The organism is Streptomyces cylindrosporus, from assembly GCF_022698165.1.
Classification (GTDB): domain Bacteria; phylum Actinomycetota; class Actinomycetes; order Streptomycetales; family Streptomycetaceae; genus Streptomyces; species Streptomyces cylindrosporus.
The window spans coordinates 210,283-232,406 of sequence record NZ_JALDAY010000013.1; the positions used below are offsets into that span (position 1 = coordinate 210,283).

At 70.3% G+C, this 22,124-nt stretch carries 23 protein-coding genes and 3 pseudogenes; 9 read left to right on the forward strand and 17 right to left on the reverse strand.

Annotation, left to right across the window (positions count from 1 at the left end):
* Positions 1-50 precede the first annotated feature (50 nt).
* Positions 51-386, reverse strand: coding sequence for a hypothetical protein (locus MQP27_RS37915; RefSeq protein WP_242773862.1), 336 nt, complete (start codon positions 384-386; stop codon positions 51-53).
* A 462-nt stretch (positions 387-848) separates the two neighbouring features.
* On the opposite strand from MQP27_RS37915, the gene MQP27_RS37920 reads away from it, so the two are divergent.
* Complete coding sequence (locus MQP27_RS37920; RefSeq protein WP_242773864.1) at positions 849-1,325, forward strand: hypothetical protein; 477 nt, start codon at positions 849-851, stop codon at positions 1,323-1,325.
* A gap of 219 nt (positions 1,326-1,544) precedes the next feature.
* On the opposite strand, the pseudogene MQP27_RS37925 reads toward MQP27_RS37920, so the two are convergent.
* A pseudogene (locus MQP27_RS37925) lies at positions 1,545-1,946 on the reverse strand (glycoside hydrolase family 6 protein); the annotation flags it as partial.
* A 20-nt stretch (positions 1,947-1,966) separates the two neighbouring features.
* Between MQP27_RS37925 and MQP27_RS51790 the strand changes: the two are divergent.
* Positions 1,967-2,776 (forward strand): annotated as a pseudogene (locus MQP27_RS51790) (LacI family DNA-binding transcriptional regulator).
* 23 nt (positions 2,777-2,799) lie between these two features.
* Here the strand turns inward: MQP27_RS51790 and MQP27_RS37935 are convergent.
* A complete protein-coding gene (locus MQP27_RS37935; protein ID WP_242773867.1) occupies positions 2,800-3,753 on the reverse strand; it encodes an expansin EXLX1 family cellulose-binding protein in 954 nt (317 codons plus the stop codon).
* A gap of 313 nt (positions 3,754-4,066) precedes the next feature.
* Between MQP27_RS37935 and MQP27_RS37940 the strand changes: the two are divergent.
* Positions 4,067-4,168 (forward strand): annotated as a pseudogene (locus tag MQP27_RS37940) (transposase); the annotation flags it as partial.
* 378 nt (positions 4,169-4,546) lie between these two features.
* On the opposite strand, the gene MQP27_RS37945 reads toward MQP27_RS37940, so the two are convergent.
* Positions 4,547-5,956: a GNAT family N-acetyltransferase gene (locus MQP27_RS37945; protein ID WP_242773868.1), complete on the reverse strand. Its 1,410-nt coding sequence runs from the start codon at positions 5,954-5,956 to the stop codon at positions 4,547-4,549.
* Positions 5,957-6,109: 153 nt separating this feature from the next.
* Here MQP27_RS37945 and MQP27_RS37950 point away from each other — a divergent pair, with 153 nt between their 5' ends.
* Positions 6,110-6,871, forward strand: coding sequence for a class I SAM-dependent methyltransferase (locus MQP27_RS37950; protein ID WP_242773870.1), 762 nt, complete (start codon positions 6,110-6,112; stop codon positions 6,869-6,871).
* A gap of 179 nt (positions 6,872-7,050) precedes the next feature.
* Positions 7,051-7,590 carry a TerD family protein gene (locus MQP27_RS37955; RefSeq protein ID WP_242773872.1) on the forward strand — a complete coding sequence of 180 codons (540 nt, stop codon included), beginning with the start codon at positions 7,051-7,053 and terminating at the stop codon, positions 7,588-7,590.
* A gap of 287 nt (positions 7,591-7,877) precedes the next feature.
* Here MQP27_RS37955 and MQP27_RS37960 read toward each other — a convergent pair whose 3' ends face one another.
* Positions 7,878-8,441, reverse strand: a complete 564-nt coding sequence (locus MQP27_RS37960; RefSeq protein ID WP_242773874.1) for a TetR/AcrR family transcriptional regulator — start codon at positions 8,439-8,441, stop codon at positions 7,878-7,880.
* 159 nt (positions 8,442-8,600) lie between these two features.
* Between MQP27_RS37960 and MQP27_RS37965 the strand changes: the two genes are divergently transcribed.
* The gene (locus tag MQP27_RS37965) at positions 8,601-9,365 is read left to right on the forward strand and encodes an SDR family NAD(P)-dependent oxidoreductase (protein ID WP_242773877.1); all 765 of its coding nucleotides are present in this window, start codon (positions 8,601-8,603) and stop codon (positions 9,363-9,365) included.
* Here MQP27_RS37965 and MQP27_RS51795 read toward each other — a convergent pair.
* The 11 genes from MQP27_RS51795 to MQP27_RS38015 form a co-directional block, all read right to left on the reverse strand.
* Entirely contained in the window at positions 9,355-9,510 is a 156-nt protein-coding gene (locus tag MQP27_RS51795; protein ID WP_372511419.1) for a hypothetical protein, read from the reverse strand. The genes MQP27_RS37965 and MQP27_RS51795 overlap by 11 nt on opposite strands.
* 53 nt (positions 9,511-9,563) lie before the next feature.
* Positions 9,564-9,812: an nSTAND1 domain-containing NTPase gene (locus MQP27_RS51800; protein ID WP_372511420.1), complete on the reverse strand. Its 249-nt coding sequence runs from the start codon at positions 9,810-9,812 to the stop codon at positions 9,564-9,566.
* Positions 9,813-10,382: 570 nt separating this feature from the next.
* Positions 10,383-11,759 carry an FAD-binding oxidoreductase gene (locus MQP27_RS37975; RefSeq protein ID WP_242773879.1) on the reverse strand — a complete coding sequence of 459 codons (1,377 nt, stop codon included), beginning with the start codon at positions 11,757-11,759 and terminating at the stop codon, positions 10,383-10,385.
* The gene (locus MQP27_RS37980) at positions 11,756-12,877 is read right to left on the reverse strand and encodes an acyl-CoA dehydrogenase family protein (protein WP_242773882.1); all 1,122 of its coding nucleotides are present in this window, start codon (positions 12,875-12,877) and stop codon (positions 11,756-11,758) included. The genes MQP27_RS37975 and MQP27_RS37980 overlap by 4 nt, the downstream gene beginning before the upstream one ends.
* The gene (locus MQP27_RS37985) at positions 12,874-13,875 is read right to left on the reverse strand and encodes an ABC transporter substrate-binding protein (protein WP_242773885.1); all 1,002 of its coding nucleotides are present in this window, start codon (positions 13,873-13,875) and stop codon (positions 12,874-12,876) included. Before MQP27_RS37985 ends, MQP27_RS37980 begins: the two co-directional genes overlap by 4 nt.
* A gap of 44 nt (positions 13,876-13,919) precedes the next feature.
* Positions 13,920-15,020: an LLM class flavin-dependent oxidoreductase gene (locus MQP27_RS37990; RefSeq protein ID WP_242773888.1), complete on the reverse strand. Its 1,101-nt coding sequence runs from the start codon at positions 15,018-15,020 to the stop codon at positions 13,920-13,922.
* Between the two features lie 17 nt (positions 15,021-15,037).
* Positions 15,038-16,006, reverse strand: coding sequence for an ABC transporter substrate-binding protein (locus MQP27_RS37995; RefSeq protein WP_242773890.1), 969 nt, complete (start codon positions 16,004-16,006; stop codon positions 15,038-15,040).
* Positions 16,003-16,719, reverse strand: a complete 717-nt coding sequence (locus MQP27_RS38000; protein WP_242773892.1) for an ABC transporter ATP-binding protein — start codon at positions 16,717-16,719, stop codon at positions 16,003-16,005. The genes MQP27_RS37995 and MQP27_RS38000 overlap by 4 nt, the downstream gene beginning before the upstream one ends.
* Positions 16,720-16,721: 2 nt before the next feature.
* Complete coding sequence (locus MQP27_RS38005) at positions 16,722-17,600, reverse strand: ABC transporter permease (RefSeq protein ID WP_242773894.1); 879 nt, start codon at positions 17,598-17,600, stop codon at positions 16,722-16,724.
* A gap of 33 nt (positions 17,601-17,633) precedes the next feature.
* Positions 17,634-18,476 (reverse strand): sulfurtransferase, encoded by an 843-nt coding sequence (locus MQP27_RS38010; protein ID WP_242773896.1) that lies wholly within the window; start codon positions 18,474-18,476, stop codon positions 17,634-17,636.
* Complete coding sequence (locus MQP27_RS38015) at positions 18,473-19,171, reverse strand: alpha/beta hydrolase (protein ID WP_242773898.1); 699 nt, start codon at positions 19,169-19,171, stop codon at positions 18,473-18,475. The genes MQP27_RS38010 and MQP27_RS38015 overlap by 4 nt, the downstream gene beginning before the upstream one ends.
* A 352-nt stretch (positions 19,172-19,523) precedes the next feature.
* On the opposite strand from MQP27_RS38015, the gene MQP27_RS38020 reads away from it, so the two are divergent.
* The gene (locus tag MQP27_RS38020) at positions 19,524-20,384 is read left to right on the forward strand and encodes a LysR family transcriptional regulator (RefSeq protein ID WP_242773899.1); all 861 of its coding nucleotides are present in this window, start codon (positions 19,524-19,526) and stop codon (positions 20,382-20,384) included.
* Entirely contained in the window at positions 20,381-20,530 is a 150-nt protein-coding gene (locus tag MQP27_RS38025) for a hypothetical protein (RefSeq protein ID WP_242773901.1), read from the forward strand. Before MQP27_RS38020 ends, MQP27_RS38025 begins: the two co-directional genes overlap by 4 nt.
* 145 nt (positions 20,531-20,675) lie before the next feature.
* Here MQP27_RS38025 and MQP27_RS38030 read toward each other — a convergent pair whose 3' ends face one another.
* Positions 20,676-21,101, reverse strand: a complete 426-nt coding sequence (locus tag MQP27_RS38030; protein WP_242773902.1) for a MarR family winged helix-turn-helix transcriptional regulator — start codon at positions 21,099-21,101, stop codon at positions 20,676-20,678.
* Positions 21,102-21,192: 91 nt separating this feature from the next.
* On the opposite strand from MQP27_RS38030, the gene MQP27_RS38035 reads away from it, so the two are divergent.
* Positions 21,193-21,924 (forward strand): SDR family NAD(P)-dependent oxidoreductase, encoded by a 732-nt coding sequence (locus MQP27_RS38035; protein ID WP_242773903.1) that lies wholly within the window; start codon positions 21,193-21,195, stop codon positions 21,922-21,924.
* The last annotated feature ends 200 nt before the right edge of the window (positions 21,925-22,124 follow it).

Genomic DNA, 22,124 nt, shown 5'->3' on the forward strand with positions numbered 1-22,124 from the left:
ACAGGGCGCCGAGCACGTCGGGCCGCCGTACGTCCGTCCCATTTCCTTGGTCACAAGTCGCAGGCATCCTGCCAGCCGCATGCGCCGCAGATGACCAGACGCAGAGCGCGGTCGTGGAGGTGATCGACGGTGAGGTACGGGCGCAACCGCTCACTGCTCGCATCGCACCTCGGGCAAGACGCGAACAGGCCCAGGCGGCTGAAGTCGCTGATGACCACGGTGTGTTCGGAGTAGTGGCCGCGAACAGCCGGTGCGGGACCGGCTGCTCGGCCCATGTGCACGATCATGGCCGCCGTCCCCTCTGTCACGGGTTCCTTGCTGCTCGCCAGGCGTATATGGCGCAGGTCACTGAGGGAGCGCGGCAGCGGTGTGGCGTCGAGGCGCACGGGTACGAGGCGGGCAGCCCCGGTGTCAGGGAGTCCGTCGGGCAGGCCAGTATCCCCCAGGGGCTCGCCCCACGCGGCCTGTGCGGCAACGGACCACAGGAGGACGACCGTGTCGTCATCGGACGACTCGGAGCAGAAGGTGTCAGCGTCGCATACGACATCGGCCCCGACACGCCTCAGCAGGGTTGCCAGGGAAGAGGCGAGATACTCGTCCTGAGACCGGTACGAGAGTCGGATGCGCATGATTCATTGTGCGACAGCGTGGCACGCTACAGCTCACGCTTGACGAACACCGGACCAACGACGCGGGTACTCGCGCTGGTCGGTGACCGATGACCATGGTGTAGATCATCGGGCGGGACCGGCTCCGGCGGGATGCCGCGTTCGGCTGCGCCCGCGACCGACCCGCGCCTACGACCCGTCAGCAGGTCGGCATGCTACGAGATCGCGAGCGCTGTGGGGATGCAGGAGCGGCAGTGGATCACCGATCGCCGGAGCGAGCTGGACGCCCTCGCCGAGCAGTTGACCAAGCAGCTTCAGGAAGTCCAGGTCGAGCGGGACGAACTGGCAATCGCGGAGCGGGTGTTGTACCGCCTCGCCGAGCAGGTCCAGGCCGAAGCGGAGACAGCCGTGGCCGCCTCCCCGGCGCTCGCACGGGTGGCGGGGCGAGCGCTCCTGCTGATCCCGCACCGCGGCGAGGAGCCCGACGAGGCCGCGCTGCCCGGCGGCTACCGCAGGATCCCGGCGATCGTGCGTGAGGCCGACGGCCCGGTGCAGGTCAGGGCGGTCGGCGAGCGGCTGGGCCTGAACGCCTCGGTGCGCGGCAAGCTGGAGCCGCTGCGCGCGAAGATGCCCAGGCTCGCTGACCGCGGTTGGCTGCGCAAGCGGCCCGACGGACGGTTCACCGCACGTCTCGGTGACCGCGCGGGCGGGCCGTAACCAGCGGGCCCCCGGCGGCAGTTGAGTTTGGTGTGAGGAAAAACAACGGCTCCGCCGAGGGCTCTGACGGCCTTGTCCACACCGCCCGTCTGCCGCTGGCGAGCGCCACCCTGAACTACCTCGCCACCGTGATACGCGGCCACTTGAAGAAGATCGGTTCGCGGCGGCGTGCCCTGCCCGCGGGGAAGATCGCCGCCATCGTGCTGGCGGTGCTGCCCTGTCCACCCACTTCGACTGGCGTACGGTCTGACCGTTCACCGTGTCGGTGACCTTGAAGTTCGGCTCCTTGACGGGGCTGTAGTTGGCGGTGTTGACGATGAAGCCCGCCACGTCGTTCACGCTTGCACCGTTGGTCGTGGCGACCTTGGCGAACTCCTGTACGGACGGGCCGAGGTTGCTGTCCCAGCCGAGCCGGCCGTGGTGGCCGGCGTCGATGTAGTTGTAGACGTTCGGGATGGCGCCGAGCTTGTCGAGGGCGTAGGAGACGCCCTTCTCGTAGTTGCCGTTGCTCTCCATGGTCACGCAGGCGTCGGTGGTGGTGCTGGTGCCGCCGGCGTTGGTGACCAGGTTGGGCAGCGAGTCGGGCTCGATGACGGTGGCGATGCGCAGGCCCGCGTACTTCGGGCACGGTCTCCCGGGTCATCAACAACGCTGCCGGCGTGAAGGAGTCGACACGCCGGGCCGTGCTGCAAGCCATCGAGGAACTGGGGTACGTGTCCAATCTCGCGGCCCGGTCCCTGGCCGGCCAGCGTGCGGACGCCGTGGCCCTCGTGCTGACGGAACCGGACTGGAGGCAGTTCGCGGAGCCGTTCTTCTCGGAGATCGTCCGTTCACTCGGCGATGCGCGCTTTCTGGAGTACGCGCGCGGCGGCCGGGTCGACGGAGTCCTGCTGATGTCGGTGCACGCGGACGACAGGCTGCCGGACATGCTCGCCGAGGCACGGTTGCCGACCGTGCTGCTGGGGCGCCGCTCGGGCGACGAGTACGTCAGCCACGTCGACGTCGACAATGTCGGCGGCGCTCGGAATGCGGTTACCCACCTTCTGAAAACAGGGTCGCACGGCCATCGCCACCATCACGGGGCCGCTGGACATGTACGGGTCGCGGAGAGCGACTTCTCCGAGGAGAGCGGTCGTCGTGCCATGACGGAACTCCTCGAACGCCACCCCGAGATCGACGCCGTCCTCGCCGCCTCGGACACCACGGCGGCCGGAGCGCTGCACGCACTGCGCGCGGCCGGACGCCGGGTACCCGAGGACGTCGCCGTCATCGGCTTCGACGACTTCCCGCTGGCCCAGCGCACCGAGCCGCGCCTGACCAAGGTGCGACAGCCGCTGGAACAGATGGGGCGGGCCATGGTCAGGTTGCTGCTGGAGGAAATGGAGGAGCAGCCCGCGGCCTGGCGCCAAGTCATCCTCCGCACAGAGCTGGTCGTCCGGGAGTCATCCTGACCGTCCCCCGGGGGCTGTGGGAATCAGTGCTGGGCGAACTGGACCCGCGTGGGTTGCACGACGTTCGCCCGTACCGCGAGGCCGCTGACGGTGAGTTGTTCCCCGTAGATGTCGGTGACTCTGATCGCCTTGCCGCAACCGCTGCCGTCTGCGGAGATGAAGTAGTTGAAGCTGGTACGGGGCAGCGAGCGCCAGCCGCCCCCGGTGCTCACTTCCAGCCGTGCGACCGGGTTGCGGTGTCCGATGACCTGGATGCCGCACCAGTAGGCGCTTGACCCGGTCTTGTACCGGATGGACATCGTGCCGATGGAACTGGGGCTCACCAGGCTCCAGGTGATGGGAAGCCGGCCGACCTTGAGGTCGGCGAGCTTGGCGAAGGCCTGCTGGCTGAGGTCGATCTGCCCCGGCGCGCAGGGCAGAGGACATTCGTTGGTGATCCGTACCGTGATCGACTTGCCGTTGGCCGCGCGGACGAGCACGTACGCGCCGCAGGCCCTGGCAGTCTCGTAGTCGGTGGTGTTCATCGCCGCGATCATCATGTCCGGGCTCGGACCGAACAGACAGGCCCCGTCCCCGACACCGGCCTCGTAGGCCGTCGCGACGCCCTGATACGTGGTGTTGGGACGAATCCGCCCCGCCGCCGGGGGCGTGGTGGACGCGCGTGAGGTCGTCTGGGTGCTCTTGGGCGACGACTTCGCCGCCTTGGGAGTCGCTGTGCTCTTCGGGCTGGCCGAGCTGCTCGCAGCCGGACTTGATGACGGGCTCGGAGACGTACTCGGGGACGCTGAGCCGCCGGCCTTCGGTTGGGCGGTGACGAGGGGGGTGGCCGCGGCCGGCCCCGCATCGACCTTGGGGCCGGGGAGCAACGCCATGACCAGATAGGCGAGAACGCCCGCGGCGGTCAGCGCCACCGTGGCGCCCAGCACGAGTCTGCGCCTGCGCCGGCGCTGCCGCGCGACCTGCCTCGTTGTCATCATTACCTGTCCGTTCGGGATCGAGCCGATGGTGCATTGCTCAGTGGCCGCCCAGGGCGAAAAGGTTGCCGACGAGTTTTCGATCCCCGCACTGCTCGATCAAAGCCGGGGCGATCCAGGAGTGCACTGGATGGAGTGCTGGGTCTTTGCTGAGGGGCGTGGTGGGAGAGGGCTGCGTTCAGGCGTCACCGTCCGGTGCCGATTTCGAGTGAAGGAATGCAGATCGGGCAGGTCGGTTCGGATCATTGATGTTGGCATGAGGTGGGGTGATCCGACGGATGCGGAGCGGGACGGCGCGGCCGTTGGAACGCCCTCGCAGCAGGTCCCGGCCGCGGCTGATGCCGCCGGTGAGATCGACTGGGACATCGCCGTGGATCCCACCATCGTGCGGGCCCATCAGCACGCGGCCGGTGCCCGCACCCAGCCACCGCCCGCACCCGCCTCAAAAGGGGCCGGGACAGCAGCACATCAGGCGAAGCACCGTGGCAGAGCCTGCTCGCCCGTCTGGCGGAGGCGGTGCAGAAGGTGAGGGACCCGGCCTTCCTGATCGCGGCCGTCCCCTTGAACCTCGCGGTCGTCGTCCTGTCGCTCAGGGACATCCGCAATCGTCGCCGGCGCCGCAGGAGGTCCGCTGCGTCGTAGGGGAAGGGAACGGCGCCGGGGCGTGAGGACGCCGCCCGTCCTGAGCCTTCGTGAACAGCGCCGCGCGGGCGGAGTCGTTCCGGCAACGGAGAAGGGCTGAAGGCCCCGGCCCTGGAGGGCTTGGTCAGCTCTCGCGGGGCGGATGGGAGGGGAGTCAGGCGTTGGCCGGGGCGAGTGGGCGGTCGAGCCAGACGCGATCGCGTAATTCGACGCCGTCGATGACGGTGCCGGGCTCGTAGCCGGTACGGGCGGTGAAGGCATCCCGTTCGACGGAGTGCAGACGGAACCCCTGCCGCTGGTAGAAGCGCAGGTTCCCGGTGTCGGCCGCGGCGGTGGCGACCAGCAGGCGGGTGCCAGACTCACCGGCCGCCAGGTCCATCGCGCACCGCACCAGACGGCTGCCGACACCGGCGCGCTGACGGTCTTCCCGTACGGCCATGTTCTTGATCTCGAACTCGCCGGCCCGGTCAGTACCCGTCAGCTGCAGATGACCGAGCACATCCGCTCCTCGCAGGGCGACGAGGACGCGCCCGTCGTCGATGTAGGACGTGAGTTGCTCCGGCGAGTCCTCGGCCAGCGCGAACAACGGCCGGAGCCCCTCCCGCGAGCCCTCGTGCTCCACCACGCGCACTCCGTCCGGGGTTTCCTCCCATGCGCCGCGGGGCCTCCGGGCAGCCCGACTGGCAATCGCCGTGCCCAAGCGGGCCGCGCTGCCGGGCGGTGGTGCCTCCTTCACCAGGACGGCTCGGGTGTAGAGCAGGTGGAACCCCCGGCGCTGCACGTTCTGCTGGGACTTGGAACCGGGTTGCGTGGTCACCACGGCGATGTCGCAGCCGGCGGCGGCAGCATCGGCGAGTCGGGCCGAGACGAGCGCGGTCTGGACGCCGCGTCGGCGGTGGGCGGGGGCGGTCGCGGCGCCGGTGAGCTGGGCGATGCCGTCCGTGATGCGGAGACTGCCGCCTGCGGCGACAGCGCCGTCGCGCAGGGCGACGTAGTGCACCACACCGGCCGCGGCGAAGTCCCGCTCGGCGTCGGCAAGCACCTCACGCGGGAACTCCTCGTGCGTGGGAACCCCTTGGCCGTCAGGGTGGGCGAAGCCGTCGGTCACGGCCTGCAACCATGCGTCGAACTCGCCGTCGCGGCACTCCCGGACCTCGATGCCGGGAGAGACCACCCGCTCGTGGCCGCTGTCGAGGGCGAGTCCGAGCACGTTCTCGAAGGAGGTCAGCCGGTATCCGCGACTCGTCAGCAGGGCGTCCACCGCCGGGTTCGCCAGATGTGCGACTTCAGCCTGGACGGGAGCGCCACGCTCGGCGAAGGCTCGCTCGATGCCATCCAGGGCGGCTTCGTCGGGGATGCCGTCGAACCCGAGGCCCGCGATCTTGTTGAAAGGGGAGCCGGCCCCGGCGTACGCGGCCACCCCGCCGGCCACCGGCGCGACGAATCCGCTGTCGTCTCCCCGCCGCAGCCGGGCCGCTTCGGCCGCCGCGGCCATCAACCGGGCCTCGGCGTGCTCGATACGCTCCGCCAGGGCGACATCGCAGAACAGCGGCACACGGCTCATGTCCGCCAGCCCCCCGTCTCCGTCTGCACAGTGATGGTTGGAGGCTAGCCGCTGCTGCCAGAGCCGGACGGAGTGAAATCCTTACGGTCTCGGAGCAGAAGCCGTCCGTGCTGCCGGCCTCGCCGCCTCCAAGTACGGGGCGATGATGGGGAGATGACCGACGAATCTCGTGCGCAGTCGTTCAACATGGCCGCAGGCCAGTACGCGGCCAGTCGGCCTTCGTATCCGCCTGAGCTCCTCGACGCCGTCGAGCAGCTGACCGGATGCGGTCTGGCCGGTGCTCGTGTCGCCGATGTCGGTGCGGGCACCGGGATCGCCACCGCGCTGCTGTACGAGAGAGGCGCCGAGGTGATCGCCGTCGAGCCCGGCAAGGCAATGGCACGTGAGTGCCGCAGGCGGCTGCCGCAGGTGCCGGTCGTGCGTGGGGACGGAAACAGCCTGCCGTTGGCCGACGCTTCCTGCGACCTCGTCGCCTACGCGCAGTCCTGGCAGTGGACCGATCCGGCTCGTTCCGTCCCCGAGGCACTGCGTGTCCTGCGCCTGACCGGGACGCTGGCGATCTGGTGGAACACCACGGCCTTCGACGTTCCGTGGATCCGCGCCCAGCACGAGCGCATCGCACGCTGCTGCGCAAGGAAACCGCGGCCCGCCACGCGCCCCGACGACAACGAGGCCGTCCGGCTTGCGGGCCTGACGGGTCTACGGGTCGCACGTCGACAGGTGCGTTGGACCCGGAAGGTCTCCCTCGACGTGCACCTGGCCAACCTCGGTAGCCGCTCAGCGTTCCTCGTCCTGGGAAAGACCCGTCGACACGCGTTCTTCGCCGAGGAACGGAAGCTGCTGGGCGCATCCTTCCCGGACGGCACGGTCGAGGAGGGCTACCTGGCTGATCTGCTCGTGGCCGTTCGTCCGTGATCTCGCGCGGGTGTGCCAAGTCGCGGGGCGCGGGGCGCGAGGCGCGAGGGGCGCCGCTACCTCCGCTCTCGGCTCGGCGACTTTGCGGAGAATCGAGTCAAGGAGGCATCAAGAGCCTGGTCAGGACACATACTTGAGGTTGCGGGGGTGTCTCGCGGTGCCTGACGGGGAGTGGCAGGGTGAGCGGTGTCGGTGAGGGGCTGCGCAGGGCCGAGGTGAAGCTCCGGTGGGACCCGAGTCCGTACGGGGAACCACCTCGGCATCTCGACATCATCGCCGCGACTTATGCGGCGGACGACCCGTACGGGCGGCCCGTGTACGTCGTCCACACCGAGAGCCGGTCGCCGGACGGCACGATCAACATGATCCGGCACAGCGAGACCGGAATGGGTTTCGGGTTCGTCGAGGCGATGGTGCTGGAGTTCGACCGGATGTCGCCCTCGTACGGGCGGGTGGTGGTCGGCGTGGCGATCCACCAGGACGGCGGTCCCCGTACCTTCGCTGACATGTCGAATGCCGGCGTGGTCGTCCTCGAGGGGTACCGGGAGCTGCTGGTGGACGATTTCGCGCAGGTCGCCGGTTCGACGGCGGCGACGGTCGCGGAGTTCTGCAGGGACACGTCCGGGCGGTGGGGTTTCGGTGAGATGGTCCGGGGGTTCGACGCCGACCCGGTGCTGTTCGCCGCGGAGATGGGCAGCACTCGGCAGAGACATTCCTGACTTCGTATGACCCGGCCGTTGCGGGTCATGCGAACGTGACTGCTCGGTCTTGAGGCAGCGGTAGGACCTACGGCCCACGCTCGACCGTGAGCTTCATCTCCAGCCTGCCCTTGGCGTCGAGCGTGGCGAGGAGGCTGTGAGCCGCTCGAAAGCGTCCTTCAGTGGCCGATCTCCACACCGCAGCTGCCGGACGGCCTGCGGCATCCGGCGAGGGTGACGATCTCGGCGCCGGTCCGTGCGAGGAGTTCCTGGTCGGGGGAGTGGCCGAGCGCTCACAACGTACGCGTTCAGGGGCCCGGAGTGATCAGCTGCTGGATGGCCGGGCCGTAGAGCCGCACCAGGCGGGTTCGCCCGTCTCCCGTGGACGATTCATGCTCGATGGCATCCCAGGCCTGGACCAGGCCCATCAGCTGCGCTGAGACGAGCCAGGCGCGAGTCATGGCATCGGCACCCTCAAGGCGTGCGCCGAGCTCTTCCACCATGAGCCTCGACATCGCCTGGCCGAGTTCCAGCCGGATCGCCTCATGGTCCACCGCGCGCAGGAGGACCGTGAACGTTCGTCGCATCTCCGCGTGTTCAGGGGCCAGGAGATATTCGACGAGCCGCTCTCCCAGGGTTTCGAGCGGACCGTCGAGCCGCGGCGTGAAATGGGCGTCGAACCCGATCACCCTTGCGAACAGCTCCGCCTTCGAGTGGAAGTGCCGCATGACGATCGACGGGTCGACGGCCGCGGCCGAAGCGATGTCACGGATCGACGTGCCCGAGTAGCCGCGCTCGTGGAACAGGCGGTGCGCCTGCTCCGCGATGGCGCGCTGGGTGGGTGTCGCGGCTTCTCGGGCGGCGATCGACATGACTGAGGAGGTATCCGGCACATCCGCAGCCAACACTGTTGACAAGCGGTCTGTCAACGGTGTTGGCTCCGGCTGCCAACAGTGTTGGCAGTGGTCCGGTGCGGGCGGTTCAGCTCCACTGCCGACCATCAACACCTTTGTTTTGGAAGGAACGGATTCATGACTGGACGTCTTGACGGCCGGGTAGCGATCGTCACCGGTGCCGCCGGCGGCATCGGAGGAGGCGCCGCGCGACGGTTCGCCGACGAGGGTGCTTCGCTGGTGCTCTCCGACATCAACGGCGAGGCGGTCGAGGCCGTGGCCCAGGAGATCCGCGACAAGGGTGGCCGTGCGATCGCGGTGCAGTGCGACATCAGCGTCCCGGAGCAGATCGAGGCCGTCGTGGAGGCCACGATCCAGGAGTACGGCACCGTCGACATCCTCGCGAACATCGCACAGGGCGGCCTCAACGAGCACGCCCTGCTGGAGAACGCGACCGAGGACGAGGCGCTGACCGCGTACCGCACCGGGCCGCTGCAGAGCATGCTCTTCATGCAGAAGTGCCTGCCGTACATGAAGGAGAAGGGCTACGGCCGGGTGATCAACACGGCGTCCGGCGCCGCGGTCAGCCCCAGGCCCGGATTCTCGACGTACGCGATGGCCAAGGGAGCGGTCATGGCCCTCACGCGCGTCGCGTCGCAGGAATGGGGCCAGTACGGCATCACCACCAACACGTTCCTTCCGGTCGGCCGCAGCGACGCCTTCAACCTGACCGAACAGGGGCGCCAGGCGGCCGCCATGATCGAGTCGCACAGCCCCGTGCGCCGCTTCGGCACGCCGTACGACGACGTCGCGCCGCTGCTGGTGTTCCTCGCCAGCGAGGAGTCCGGCTACATCAACGGCCAGGCGATCGGAGCGGACGGCGGAATCACCTTCATCGCCTGACCTTCTCGCTCACCCAGCGGTCGGCGGACATGGCGCCGCTCCGGTTGGCGATCGGCCGCAGCAGGATGCGCCGGGCGGTCCGGGCCTGTCCCTCGTCCAGGTCGCCGTAGACCTGTTCGGCGGTGGCGGCGATCGCGCCGCGCACGCCGCCCGCCTCCTCGTACGCCGCCGGCGTCAGGTGCGGCCGCGGCGGCGGCGTCAGGTCTCCAGGAGGGCGTGCAAGAGCGTCGGCGGGGCGCCCGGCTGGTCGGAGTCCTCGTCGACGATCCGCGCGGTCAGAGCGGTTTCCACGTTGACTCCCGCGGCGGTGGCGGGTCCGGTGACCACCACCCGCAGCTCGTCCCCGCTCATCGGCCTGACCAGCAGGTTCGCACGGCTGACCGCCTCGGCCAGTTCCCGGTGGGCGGCGCAGGGCCCGTAGAAGTCCCCGCGTACGGCGACCACCACCCGCAGCCGGCTGTCCGGACGCCGGGCCGCCTGGAGCGGGCCGGACGTGGGGGAACGCCGCTGGCCGGAACCGAGTCTCGGCCGCCGGGGGATTGGTCAGTAGCCCTTGCCGGGCGCTGAACAATCGGGCGGAAGGACCGGTCGAAGGGGTGCGCCGAGACGTTGCACGCGGCCCGCGGGCGTCGGCGCGACTTCTTGCGTACCGAGCGTCGTCAGCCGACTGTGTTCGGGCGAGGGCGTGGAACTCCGTATTGCATGCCATCACGCACACCGATCCAGAACCGATCCTGTCCACCGACGTACTGGTGATCGGCGGCGGCCCCGCGGGCACGAGCGGGGCGACGCCCTCCGCGGGTACCGACCGTCCCTTACCCATGGGCGACCTTCTACCCTGCCGACGGCTCGATCCCGGACGGCGCGGGCAGCGCTCGCGGCGCGGCGGATCGGGACGCAGGGACGGCGGCGAATCTGCCAGGTGCCTGGCAGTCGCGTCGTGGTGCCGAACCGGATCTGTTTCCTCGTGGCGTCGGCGGACGTCAGTGGTGCGATCGTGGAGGGCCCCCGTTGTGCTCAGAGGCCCTTCCCGGGGTTGAGGATGTGCCGGGGGTCGAACACGTCCTTGAGGCGTCGCTGCAACGCGTGTGCGGTAGGCCCGAGTTCATCGGCCACCCACTGCCGCTTCAACACCCCTACGCCGTGCTCGCCGGTGAGCGTCCCGCCCAGCCGCAACGCCAGCGCGAAGATCTCGCCGGCCGCTTCCCAGGCCGCGTCGGGCAGTCGGTCCAGGGTGGGATCGACGACGATGATCGGGTGCAGATTGCCGTCCGCCGCGTGCGCGATGGTGAAGACGGGCACATCGTGGCGGGCGGAGATGCACCGGATCTCCCGTACAGCCTCCGCCAGTCGGGAGCGCGGCACGACGATGTCCTCGATCAGCGGCCGGCCCAGCCGTTCCAGCGCGGGGAGTGCGAGCCGGCGCGCCGCCAGCAGCGCCTCGGCCTCCACCGGATCTTCCGTGCTCTGCACGGCCGAGGCCAGCGGCGCCAGTACCCGTGCGACCGCAGCGGCCTCGGCCGCGGCTCCCGCCCCGTCGCACTGCACCACCAGCAGCGCCGCACCCCGCTCGCTCAGCGCCGGGTCGATCGCGTGCAGCACCGGCCCGTCGACCAGCTCGGCCAGCGCGGGCACGACCCCGGCCCGGGCGATGGCGTACGACGCCTCGGCCGCCGTCTCGAACGAGTCGAACCAGGCCGCGAGCGTCGCCGTCGCCACCGGTGTCGGCCGCAGCCGCAACGTCGCCGAGGTGATCACGGCGAGGGTGCCCTCGGAGCCGGTGAGCAGTGCGGTGAGGTCGTAGCCGGTGACGCCCTTGACGGTACGACGGCCGGTGGCGATCACCGTGCCGTCGGCGAGGACCGCCTCCAGACCCAGCACGCTGTCCCGCGTCACCCCGTACTTCGCGCAGCGCAGTCCGCCCGCGTTGGTCGCGATGTTCCCGCCGATCGTGGACATCGCCGCGCTGGCCGGGTCGGGCGCATAGCGCAGTCCGTGCGTGCCGGCCGCTCGGTCCAACTCGGCGGTGATCACGCCGGGTTCGACGACGGCGAGCTGATCTTCCGCCGAGAGTTCGAGGATGCGGTTCATCCCGGACAGGTCCAGCACGAGCGCGCCCTCGCCCGCCGTCGCTCCGCCCGACAGCCCGGTGCCCGCGCCGCGCGGGACCACCGGTATGCCCAACGCGTTCGCGTGCCGGAGCGTGACGGTCACGTCCCCGGTGCGCCGGGCGCGTACGACCGCGAGGGGCTCGCCGCCCGGCGGGGTGCCCGAGCGGTCGGTGGCGTGCGCGGCCAGCTCGGCCGGGTCGGTGGTCAGCCGGTCGGGCGGCAGATCGCGGGCCAGCAGGCCCAGGAACCGCGCGGACACGGTCGTTTCCGGTGCCGCTGTCATGGGTTGAGTGCCTTCGTTCCGATCGCGAGCAGGGAGATGTCCTCCTGTGGCGCGTGCACGGGCGCGCACTGGATGTCCCGGAAGTGCCGCTCCAGCGGGTTGCCCCGGGCCAGCCCCGGATTGCCGAGCAGCCGCACGGCCAGCTCGACCGCGCGTACACCGTGCCGGTCCGCCAACACGCGGGCGCCGAGGGCCTGTTCGGGGGTGTACGAGGTGTCGCCCGCGTCCAGCTTCGCTGCTCCGTCGAACACCAGTTGCTCGGCGGCGGCCAGGAGCACCTCGATCTCCCCGGCGGCCCGCCGGAAGCGTTCCGTACGGGCCACCGGATGACCGAGGTTGGCGGGCACCCGCTCGTGGGCGAAGGTGTGGAAGAAGGACTGCGCGGCTCGGGCCACCCCCAGGTAGAGGGCCGCGAGGGGGAGATGGAGGGCGGCTCCCGCCCGGTTGTCCTGCTCGGCGGCCGGTCCGTACGGCCCGATCCCGATGACGTGCTCGTACGGGACCTCGACCTCCCGGAACGTCACGTCGTGGCTGCCGCTCGCCCGTAGACCCAACTGGTCCCAGCGGCCGGTGATGTCGATGCCGGGCGAGCCGCCGGGCACGAGGAAGGTGCCCACGCGCGGTTCCGTCTCGTCAGTGGTCGCCCACACCAGGAACCAGTCCAGCCCGTCGGCGCCCGTCACGAACCGTTTGGTGCCGCTGATCGTCCAGCCGTCGGCGGTCCGCCGGGCGCGCGTCGCGGGCAGTCCGCCCCGTGCGGGGGAGCCCAACTCGGGCTCCACGCGCGCGTGGTTGACCAGAACGGGCCGTTCCAGCGACTCCTTCGCCACGCGCGCGTACAGCTCTTCGGGCCAGTGCGGCTGCACGGCCTGCCGTGCGTGCGTGGCGAGGGTCATCGCCGCGATCAGTGCCACCGACGGGTCGCCCCGGCCCAGCGTGTGCAGGATGCGGGCGCTCTGCTCGACGCCGGCGCCCTGGCCGCCGTACTGCTTCCCGATCGTGGCGGTGAGGAGTCCGGCCTCGTGCGTGATCTGGAGGGAGTCGGCGGGGAAGGTGCCCGACCGGTCGTGTCCGGGGGCCAGTTCGGCGATGCGGGAGATGACGCTCCGGTCGGTCACAGGGCCTTCTTCAGGTCGGTGTTGAGTGCGGTGGTCCAGAACGACTTCACGTCCAAGTGCTCCTTGAGGGCGCCGAGTTCGGTGAAGGCGTCGGCGACCTTCTGCTGGGAGGCGATCGTGTCGTCGCCCACCGTGCGGGCCTGGGTGGGCCGTTGCTTCTGCTGCGCGACCAGGTCGCTCTGTGCCTGGGCGACCGGCTGGTGCGTGTTGGCCGAGATCACCTTGGCGAAGGCGGCTTCACGACCGTCACGGACGTACGCGTACGCCTTGGTGATCCGTGCGACCAGGTCGGCGACCGCCGCCTTCTGCGCCGGGCTCTTCAGCACGCTGTCCCGGGCCGACCAGAGGAAGTTGCCGGACAGGATGTCCGCGCCCGAGCCGACGGTGCGGGCACCCTGCTGGTGGGCGGTGATGATCGAGGTGCCGTAGGAGGCGAAGGCGTCGATGCTGCCGCCGTTGAGGGCGGCCAGGCCGTCGTTGGGCAGGAGCGGCTTGGCGTCCACGTCGGACCACTTCAGGCCTGCCTGCTTGAGCAGTTCGTAGAGGAAGTAGTGGGCGGTGGTGTTCTGGACGTAGCCGATCTTCTTGCCCTTCAGGCCGGCGATGTCGGTGACCTTGGAGTTCTTGGGGACGACGACCTCCTGGTTGAGCGTCGAGCCGCGCTGGACGGCGACGACCTTGAAGTTGGGCCTGCCGTCGGCCGCCGCGAAGACGGGCGGGATCTCGCTGGAGGAGGCGACGTCGAGGGCTCCGGCGCGAATGGCCTGGAGCTGCTGGTCACCGCCCTGGAACACGCTCCACTTCACCTTGTACGGGGTGTCGTCGAGGTGTGCGAACTTCAGCACAGCCTCTTCGACCTTCCAGCCGGTGGCGCCGACTTTGAGGGTGACGGAGCCGGAGGAGGAGTCGGCCTTGGCGTTGCCCGCGCAGGCGGCCGCGAAGGGCAGCAGCAGGGTGAGGGCGGCGGCGGACGAGCGCAGGGCGCGGCGGAACAACACGGGGTCTCCATAAGGGTGTTCGCAATCAGACGGGCGAGTGGGGGTCAGGCTGCCTGGGAGGTCGCCGCTCGGTGGGCGAGTTCCTGGCGGACCAGCGGCAGGACGTGACGGGCGTAGTCGATCGCGTCGTTGAGCGGGTCGTAGCCGCGGATGGAGAGCAGGTCGCAGCCGATGTCCACGTAGTCGAGCAGCGCCTTGGCGACCGTCTCGGGGGAGCCGACCAGGGCGGTCGAGGCGCCGGCGGCGTTGGTGGCGACCGCGGGCGCGGTCCACAGGCAGCGGTCGTGGACCTCGCCCCGGTCGGCGATGTCGAGCAGGCGCTGGGAGCCGACGTTGGCGGGGCGGCCGGTGGTGCGGTAGTGGCGCAGCAACTCGGTGTTCTTCGCCTGGTCCTTGAGCACGCCGAGGGTGCGGTGGGCCTTCTCCCAGGCCAGTTCGTCGGTGGGTGCGATGATCGGGCGGAACGACACCCAGATACGGGGGTGCGGGCGCCCGGCGGCATCCGCGACCGCGTTCACCGCGGCGATCTGCTCGGCGGTCTCCTTCAGCGGCTCGCCCCACAGCCCGAAGATGTCGCCCTGCTCTCCGCCGACCCGGTAGGCGTCCTGCGAGGAGCCGCCCACCGAGATCGGGACCAGGCCGTTCACCGGCTTCACATCGGAGTAGTAGCCCTCGAACTTGAAGTACTTGCCCTCGTGGGAGACGGGCCCGTCGGCCTGCCACACCTTCCTCAGGATCTGGATGTACTCGTCCGAACGCTCGTACCGTTCGGTCTTGTTGAGGTAGTCGCCCTCGCGACGCTGCTCCTCGTCGCTGCCGCCGGAGATGATGTGCAGGGTCAGCCGGCCGTCGCTGATCTGGTCGAGGGTGGCCAGCGCGCGGGCCGCGTGCGTGGGGAAGACGACGCCGGGGCGATGGGCGAGGATGGGGCGGACCCGCTCGGTGTGGGTGGCGACGAACTGGGCGATCTGGAAGGCGTCCGGCGACGCGGAGTGGTAGGCGACCAGGGTGTGGTCGAAGCCGCCGTCGTCCAGGGCGCGGGCGTACTTGCGCAGGTGGTGGACGTCGAGGCCGGTCCGGCTGGAGGCGGCCGGGCCCGAGGCCCCGGCGTCGGTGTGGACGGCGCTGATGAACTCGACAGGCATGAAGGGCTCCTACGTGACTACTTGAGAAGGGACGTGTCGGAGGACTTGGCCACGTCGACGTTCGGGTCGAGCACGCCGATGCCGTTCATGAGGTCGGCCACGCCCTGCACGGTCTTGTCCACGTCGGCGGTGAGGGGCAGGACCTCGCCGTACGCGGCCGAGGCGAGGGTCTTCGCGACGGTGGCGTCGGCGCCGTTGCGCTCCTCGATGGCCTTGGCGTAGGCGTCCTTGTGGGTGCTGGTCCACTTCAGGGCCGTACCGAGGCGCTGCAGGAAGTCGGACAGGGCCGTCTTCTTCGAGGAGTCGGCGAGGGCCTTCTCGGAGGCGTTGACGTATCCGATGCCGCTGACGCGGCCGTCGCCGCCGTCGACGAGGAGCCTGCCGCCCTGCTCCAGGCCCACGGCCTGGTAGACGCCGAAGGTCGCCCAGATCTTGATCTTTCCGGACGCGAAGGCCGCTTGCGCGTCGGTCGGCAGCAGGTACTGGACCTTGACGTCCTGGTAGCTGAGGCCGTTCTGCTTCAGCACGTTGGCCAGCAGGTACTCCGAGACGCTGCCCTTGGCCGAGGACACCACGACCTTCTGGCCCTTGAGGTCCTTGACGCTGTCGATGCCGGAGTCCTTGCGGACGACGATGCCGACATGCGTGCCGTCGTTCTTCAGCGCGGCGATGTTCTTGATCTTCACTCCGCCGCTGAGTGCCTGAAGCGCGGGCAGATCGGCGGAGAAACCGGTGTCGGCGGCGCCGGCCTGTACCGCCTGGTAGAGCGGGGCCGCGCCTTCGAACTCGGCCCACTTCACCTTGTATTTGGCACCCTTGAGCGCGTCGGAGGCGGCGAGGATCGTCTGCAGGGTCTTGGCCTGGTCGCCGATGGTGAGGGTGACCTGCTTCGACGAGGAGGCGTCCGCCGAGGAGTCCGCGCCGCAGGCGGTCAGCGCCAGCAGGGCGGTCAGGCTCAGCGCGGCGGTGGCGATGCTGCGGGTCACGAGGGGGTTCCTTCCAGGGTGTGGGTCACGCCGAGCCAGTTCAGGAGGCGGGCGCGCAGGGTCACGAACTCGGGGGCGGTCAGATCACGGGGGCGGGGCAGCTCGACGGTCAGCTCGTGCGCGATACGGCCCTCGTCCATCACCAGGACACGGTCGGCGAGCAGCAGCGCCTCCTCCACGTCATGGGTGACCAGGAGGATCGCGCAGCCGTGCAAGCGCCACAGCTCGGCGACCAGTTGCTGCACCTTGCCGCGGGTCAGCGCGTCCAGCGCACCGAACGGCTCGTCCAACAGCAGCAGTTCCGGCTCGCGCACCAGTGCACGGGCGAGCGAGACGCGCTGCGCCTGGCCGCCGGAGAGGGTCTTGGGCCAGACCGTGGCCCGGTCCGCGATGCCGACCTCGTCGAGCGCCTTGGCCGCGAGGGCCCTGTCGGGCCGTCCGGGCAGACCGAGGACGACATTGCGCCACACCTTCAGCCAGGGCAGCAGCCGCGGCGACTGGAAGGCGGCACTGCGCCGCGCCGGTACGGTCACCTCGCCGCCGATCTCGTCGTCGAGCCCGGCGAGGATCCGCAACAGCGTCGACTTGCCGCAGCCGCTGTGCCCGAGGAGGGCGACGAACTCGCCCTGGCGGATGTCGAGATCGAGGTCGTGCAGAACGGTGTTGCCGTCGAAGGCCCGTGAAAGGCCCCTGATCTCCACGCTGTTCGGCATCTTCAGGCCTCGCCCTCGAAGTTGGCCCGCCAGGTCAGCAGGCGCCGTGACAGGATCCGTACGGCGAAGTCGCAGGCCAGGCCCAGCAGCGCGTACACGACGAGGCAGAGCACGATGACGTCCGTGCGGAAGTACTGCTGGGCGTTGCTCATCAGATAGCCGAGGCCCTGGTCGGCGTTGACCTGCTCGGCGAAGACCAGCGCCAGCCAGGCCGTCGACAGCGCGTACCGCAGCCCCACGAGAGCACCGGGCAGCGCGCTCGGCAGGATCACGTACTTGATCAGCCCGAACCGGCCCAGGCCCATCATCCGTGCCGCCTCGACGAGTTGGGCGTCCGTGGAGCGGATGCCGCCGTAGATGTTGAAATACAGCGGGTAGGTCACCCCGAGCGCGACCAGCGCGATCTTCGGGGTCTCCTCGATGCCGAACCAGACGATGAACAGCGGGATGAGGCCCACCCAGGGGATCGCCCTGAACATGCCCATCGAGGAGTCGATGACGTCCTCGCCGAGCCGGAACAGCCCGGCGAGGAGAGACAGGCTCAGGGCGATGCTCGCGCCGATCGCGAAGCCGATGGCGGCGCGGCGGCCCGACGCGGCGATGGCGCTGGGCAGTTCACCGTTCTTCGTCAGCTCGACGGCCTGGCGTACGACGTCCACGGGGGAGGCCAGCACGGACTCGGGGAGCACTCCGGTGGCCGACGTCAGGAACCACAGCAGTACCAGGCCGACCGGGCCTGCCGATCGGCGCACGGAACGGGGGACGCTGAAGCGGCGGCCGGTCCTGGCGGTGCCGCTGATGGTGACGCGGGCGGACGGCTCGGGCGCCTGGGGGAGGTCCTGCTTCGACAGCACCCCCGCGGCGAGCGGTTTCGTCGGCATGGCGGGTTCCTTCAGGAAGTCAGGAGTCAGGAGTCAGGAAGGCGACGGACCGGTCGCGGCCGGGCGGTCGGGGTCGGCAGACCAGGCGGACCAGGAACCGGGGAAGAGGACCGCCTCGAACCCGGCGATCTCCAGCGCCGCGATCTGATGGGCGGCGGTGACACCCGAGCCGCAGTAGACGCCGATGCGCGTGGAGTCGGTCGCGCCCTTCTCCTCGAACCTCTTGCGCAGCTCGTCGGCGGGCAGGAAGGTCCCGTCGCCCGCGAGGTTCTCCCCGGTGGGCGCGGACACAGCGCCCGGGATGTGCCCGGCCCGTGGGTCCACCGGCTCCACTTCACCCCGGTAGCGCTCCGCCGCCCGTGCGTCCAACAGCAGCCCGCCGACGGCGAGTTCGGCGGCACCGTCGGCATCGGTGACGGGCAGAGCGCCCGCACGCAGGACGACATCCCCGGGCCGGGACTCGGCCGGGACACCGGACTCCAGCGGCAGTCCGGCCGATCGCCAGGCCCCCAACGCCCCGTCGAGCAGGCTGACATGGGCGACACCGGCGTAGCGCAGCAGCCACCACGCCCGTGCGGCAGCCGTGTTGTCCACGTCGTCGTGGACGACGACCTGTTGGCCCTCACGCAGGCCCCACCTCCTGGCGGCAGCCTGCAGTTCGGCGATGTCCGGCAACGGATGGCGCCCGCCCTCCGGGGACGGCGGCCCGGCCAACTCACGGTCCAGGTCGACGAAGACCGCGCCCGGGATGTGGCCGTCGGCGTAGTGATCGCGGCCGTGCGGGTCGCCCAGGGCCCAGCGGACGTCGAGCACGAGCGGAGGGGTGTCGGAGGCGAGCCGTTCACGGAGCTCGGAGACGGTGACGGTGACGCTCATGCCAGATCCCCCTGCGCGATCGCGGGCAGCTCGGTCGACAGCCGCAGCCGCTCGAGGAAGAGCACGACGGTGGCGGCGGCCGTGCGGTGCAGGGCGTCGTTGAGGACGTCGTGCCGGCCGCCGTTGAACAGCACCGTCCGTACGTCCCCGTACGCATGCAGGGCCTCGTCGAGCGGGCTCACCACGTCGTCCTTGCCGTGCAGGGCCAGTACTGGCACGCGTACCTTCTCCAGCCGCAGCTCGGGCAGGTCCGGGGTGGCGTCCAGGGCTCCCCGCCGGAACTCCGGGTCATGGGTGAGGCGGCCCTGGTGGGTGGGGCAGGCGGTGCGGGCCTCGACCTCGGCCTGCCAAGTCCCGGACACCCAAGGGGTGGTGGGCAGGCCCGCCAGGATCAGCGCGTCCACGCCGGCGGTCTGCTCGGCAGCGAGGTGGGCGGCGTACCGGGCGCCGGTGTCCGAGCCGACCAGTACCTTCGGGCCGGGCAGCGACTCGTCGGCCAGCAGCTTGGCCGCCTCGTCCAGCACGGACGGATCGGCGGAGGCGTCACCGAGGGCACGCACCCGGTAGGCGTCGAAGGCGAGCCGGCGGCCGAACCGCTCGTACACGCCGCCGTGTTCACCACGCCCCGCCAGCACGATCAACGTGCCGCGCGCGGCGAGACCTTCGGGTTCGTCCCAGGAGAAGGGTGCGGACATGAGGGGGCAACTCCCGTTTCGGGGCAGGGGACATACGGGGGACAGGCAGGGGACAGGCGGAAAAGGGCAGCGGGGGTCGGCTGTCACGTGTCAGTTCGGAACGGCGACGGACGTGAGCAGCTCAGAAAACGACGGAAGGCCGGAGACAGGTCCGGAGGGAAGTCAGCGACAGCGCGCGCTGCACGCCACGCCGAAGTCGATGACTCGGCGCTGCGTCAGAAGGGCAGCGGAAGCGGTCGCGTGCAGCATGCGCCCATCATGACCGGCCGCGACCGGCCGCGTCCAACGATGATTCCGCATCGAAACCGATCAGGGATCGCAATCGATCGACGTCAGCGGCTACTGTCGCGGCATGTCCCGACCCGTCCTCGACATCGTGGCCCTGCGCAGCCTGACCGCGATAGCCGACTGCGGCGGCTTCCACCGTGCCGCGCAGATGCTCTCGCTCAGCCAGTCGGCGGTCAGCCAGCACGTCCGCAAGCTGGAGAAGACGCTGGGCCGCCCGGTCGTCGAACGCGAGGGCCGGGGCACCCGGTTCACCCCAGAGGGCCGACAATTGCTGGAGCAGGCCCGCCGCATCCTCGCCGTGCACGACGAGGCCGTACGCACCCTGCTCGACGCGGACGGCGACACCGTCACCGTCGGCACCACCGAGCACGCCGCCGACCAGTTCCTGCCCCGGCTGACCGCCGCCGTCCAACAGGTCCGCCCCGGCTGCCGGGTCCGCTTCCGCATCGACCGCTCCGCACGCCTGGTCGAGGCCGTCGAACGAGGCAGCGTGGACGTCGCGGTCTACGTCACCGAGGCCGCCGCCACCGAGGGTGTCCGGGTCGGCGGCCTGCCGCTCACCTGGCACGCCGTCCCCGGCTGGCAGCGGCCGGCCGCGCCCGCGCCTGTGCCGCTGGTCGCCATCGAGGACCCGTGCGCCATCCGCCGCCGCGCCATCGCGACCCTCGCCGCGCACGGTGTGCCCGCCACGGTCGTCGGCGACGCCGGCTATCTCGCGGGCGTCCTCGACATCGCCCGCACCGGCCAAGGCGTCGCCCTGCTCGCCGCGGTCGGCCCCGCCCCCGACGGCCTCACCCCCTACGAGGGCCTGCCCTCGGTCACCCCCATCCCCATGAGCGCCCTGGCCCGCCCCGGCGCGGACCCGGCGACGGCGGAGGCGGCCTTCGAGGCCGTACGGGATCTGTTGCGCCTGAATCCCGAGTGAACCGCCATCGAGCCTCATCCCTCGTCAGTCCGCACACCGTGGGCTCGGCCGCCGCGCTGCTCGGCGCCGTCCTGCTGCTGACCCGCCTCACGCCCGCCCGGCGGGCCCTCGCCCCGCTCGCGGCGCCTGCGTACTCGTTTCGCTGACGGTGGCGTCCGGAGTCCGGAGTCCGGTGCAAATCGGGGGCGTGGGCTCCAACTTCGTGGTGCGGTTACGCGGTGGGGTGGCGGTTCGGCGTGATCGGCTTTGCGGGGCTGATGGTGTGCCGGGGGCGGAGGTGGCTGCCGAGGTTCAGGGACGCAGTGCCGTGGTAGCGGTTTGGAGCAGATGGACGAGGCTGTCGCGTTGGGTGGGGGGCCAGGAGCTGAAGCAGCTGGTCAGGGTGGTGTTGATGGCCTGCTGGAACTGGCTGGTGACTGCCTTGCCCTCGGGGGTGAGGTGGACGCGGGTCATCCGGCGGTCGTTGGGGTCGGGTTGGCGGATGAGCAGGCCGCGTCGCTGAAGCCGGTCGACCAGGCCGGTGATGTTGGTCTTGTCGCAGTGCAGCAGGGTTGCCAGCTCACCGAAGGACGGCTGCAGATGCTGGGCGAAGCACAGCAGTTGTGCCTGCTGCGGGGTCAGGCCCAGCTGGCGACTCGCTGTGCTGAACAAGCCGTCGATTTCCATGAAGACGCCGATCAGCGTCTCGACGAGTTCGTCATCGGATGCGGCGGCCATGCCAGGCAGTCTACTACCTGGACAGTTGACACCCTCTACCAAATTAGTCGAGGATATGGACTATCGATGACATCGACTAATTGGAGGGGTCATGCGTGTCGAGGATCGGGTCGCGGTCGTCACCGGCGGATCGCGCGGCATCGGGCGGGCGATCTGCGATCGGCTCGCCGCGGCGGGAATGCGGGTCGTCATCGGCTCCCGCGACCAGGAAACGGCCGCCCGGGCCGTGGCCCAGATCAAACAAGCGGGCGGGCAGGCCGCCGCGGTCCGCGCCGACATCACCCACCCGGAAGCGGTCAAGGAGCTGTTCGACGCGTCCGAGAGCCAGTACGGCCGGGTGGACGTGTGGGTGAACAACGCGGCCACGGCAACCGCCGTACCGCTGGCCCGCGCCACCGATGATGACTTCGACCAATACCTGCACGCCAACGTGCGGGCCAGCTTCGTGGCGCTGCGCGAGGCCGCGCAGCGCATCAGCGACCACGGCCGGATCATCTTGATCTCATCCGCGCTGACCGTGTCGCCGCTGCCCGGCATGGCGCTGCTGGCCGCCAGCAAGGCCGCCGGTGACCAACTCGCCCGCACGCTGGCCTGGGAGGTGGGCTCCAGGTCCGTCACGGTCAACAGCGTCCTGCCCGGCCTGACTCGTACCGACGTCATTGCCACCGTGCCCCCGCAGGTCATTGACGACGCCAAAGCCCGCACACCACTGGGCCGCCTGGGCGAACCGGCCGACATCGCCGACATCGTCGCCTTCCTGGCCTCCGACGCCGGCCGATGGATCACCGGCCAGACCATCAACGCCGCCGGAGGCATGATCTGAGCAAGTCGGCGCCGGGCCGGGGCTGGAGGGCGCAGTCCTCAACGACCTGGGCAAAGATCATCGGGCCGTCCCGCAGGCTGGTTACGCGGTTGCGGTGACGGCCTGGTGATCGGCGGGGCGGAGCGGTGTGGCGGGTCGGGGCCGGAGCCGGCGAGGCGGTTGGAACAGGCAACGGCGCAGGCGCGACCGTGCGTAGATCG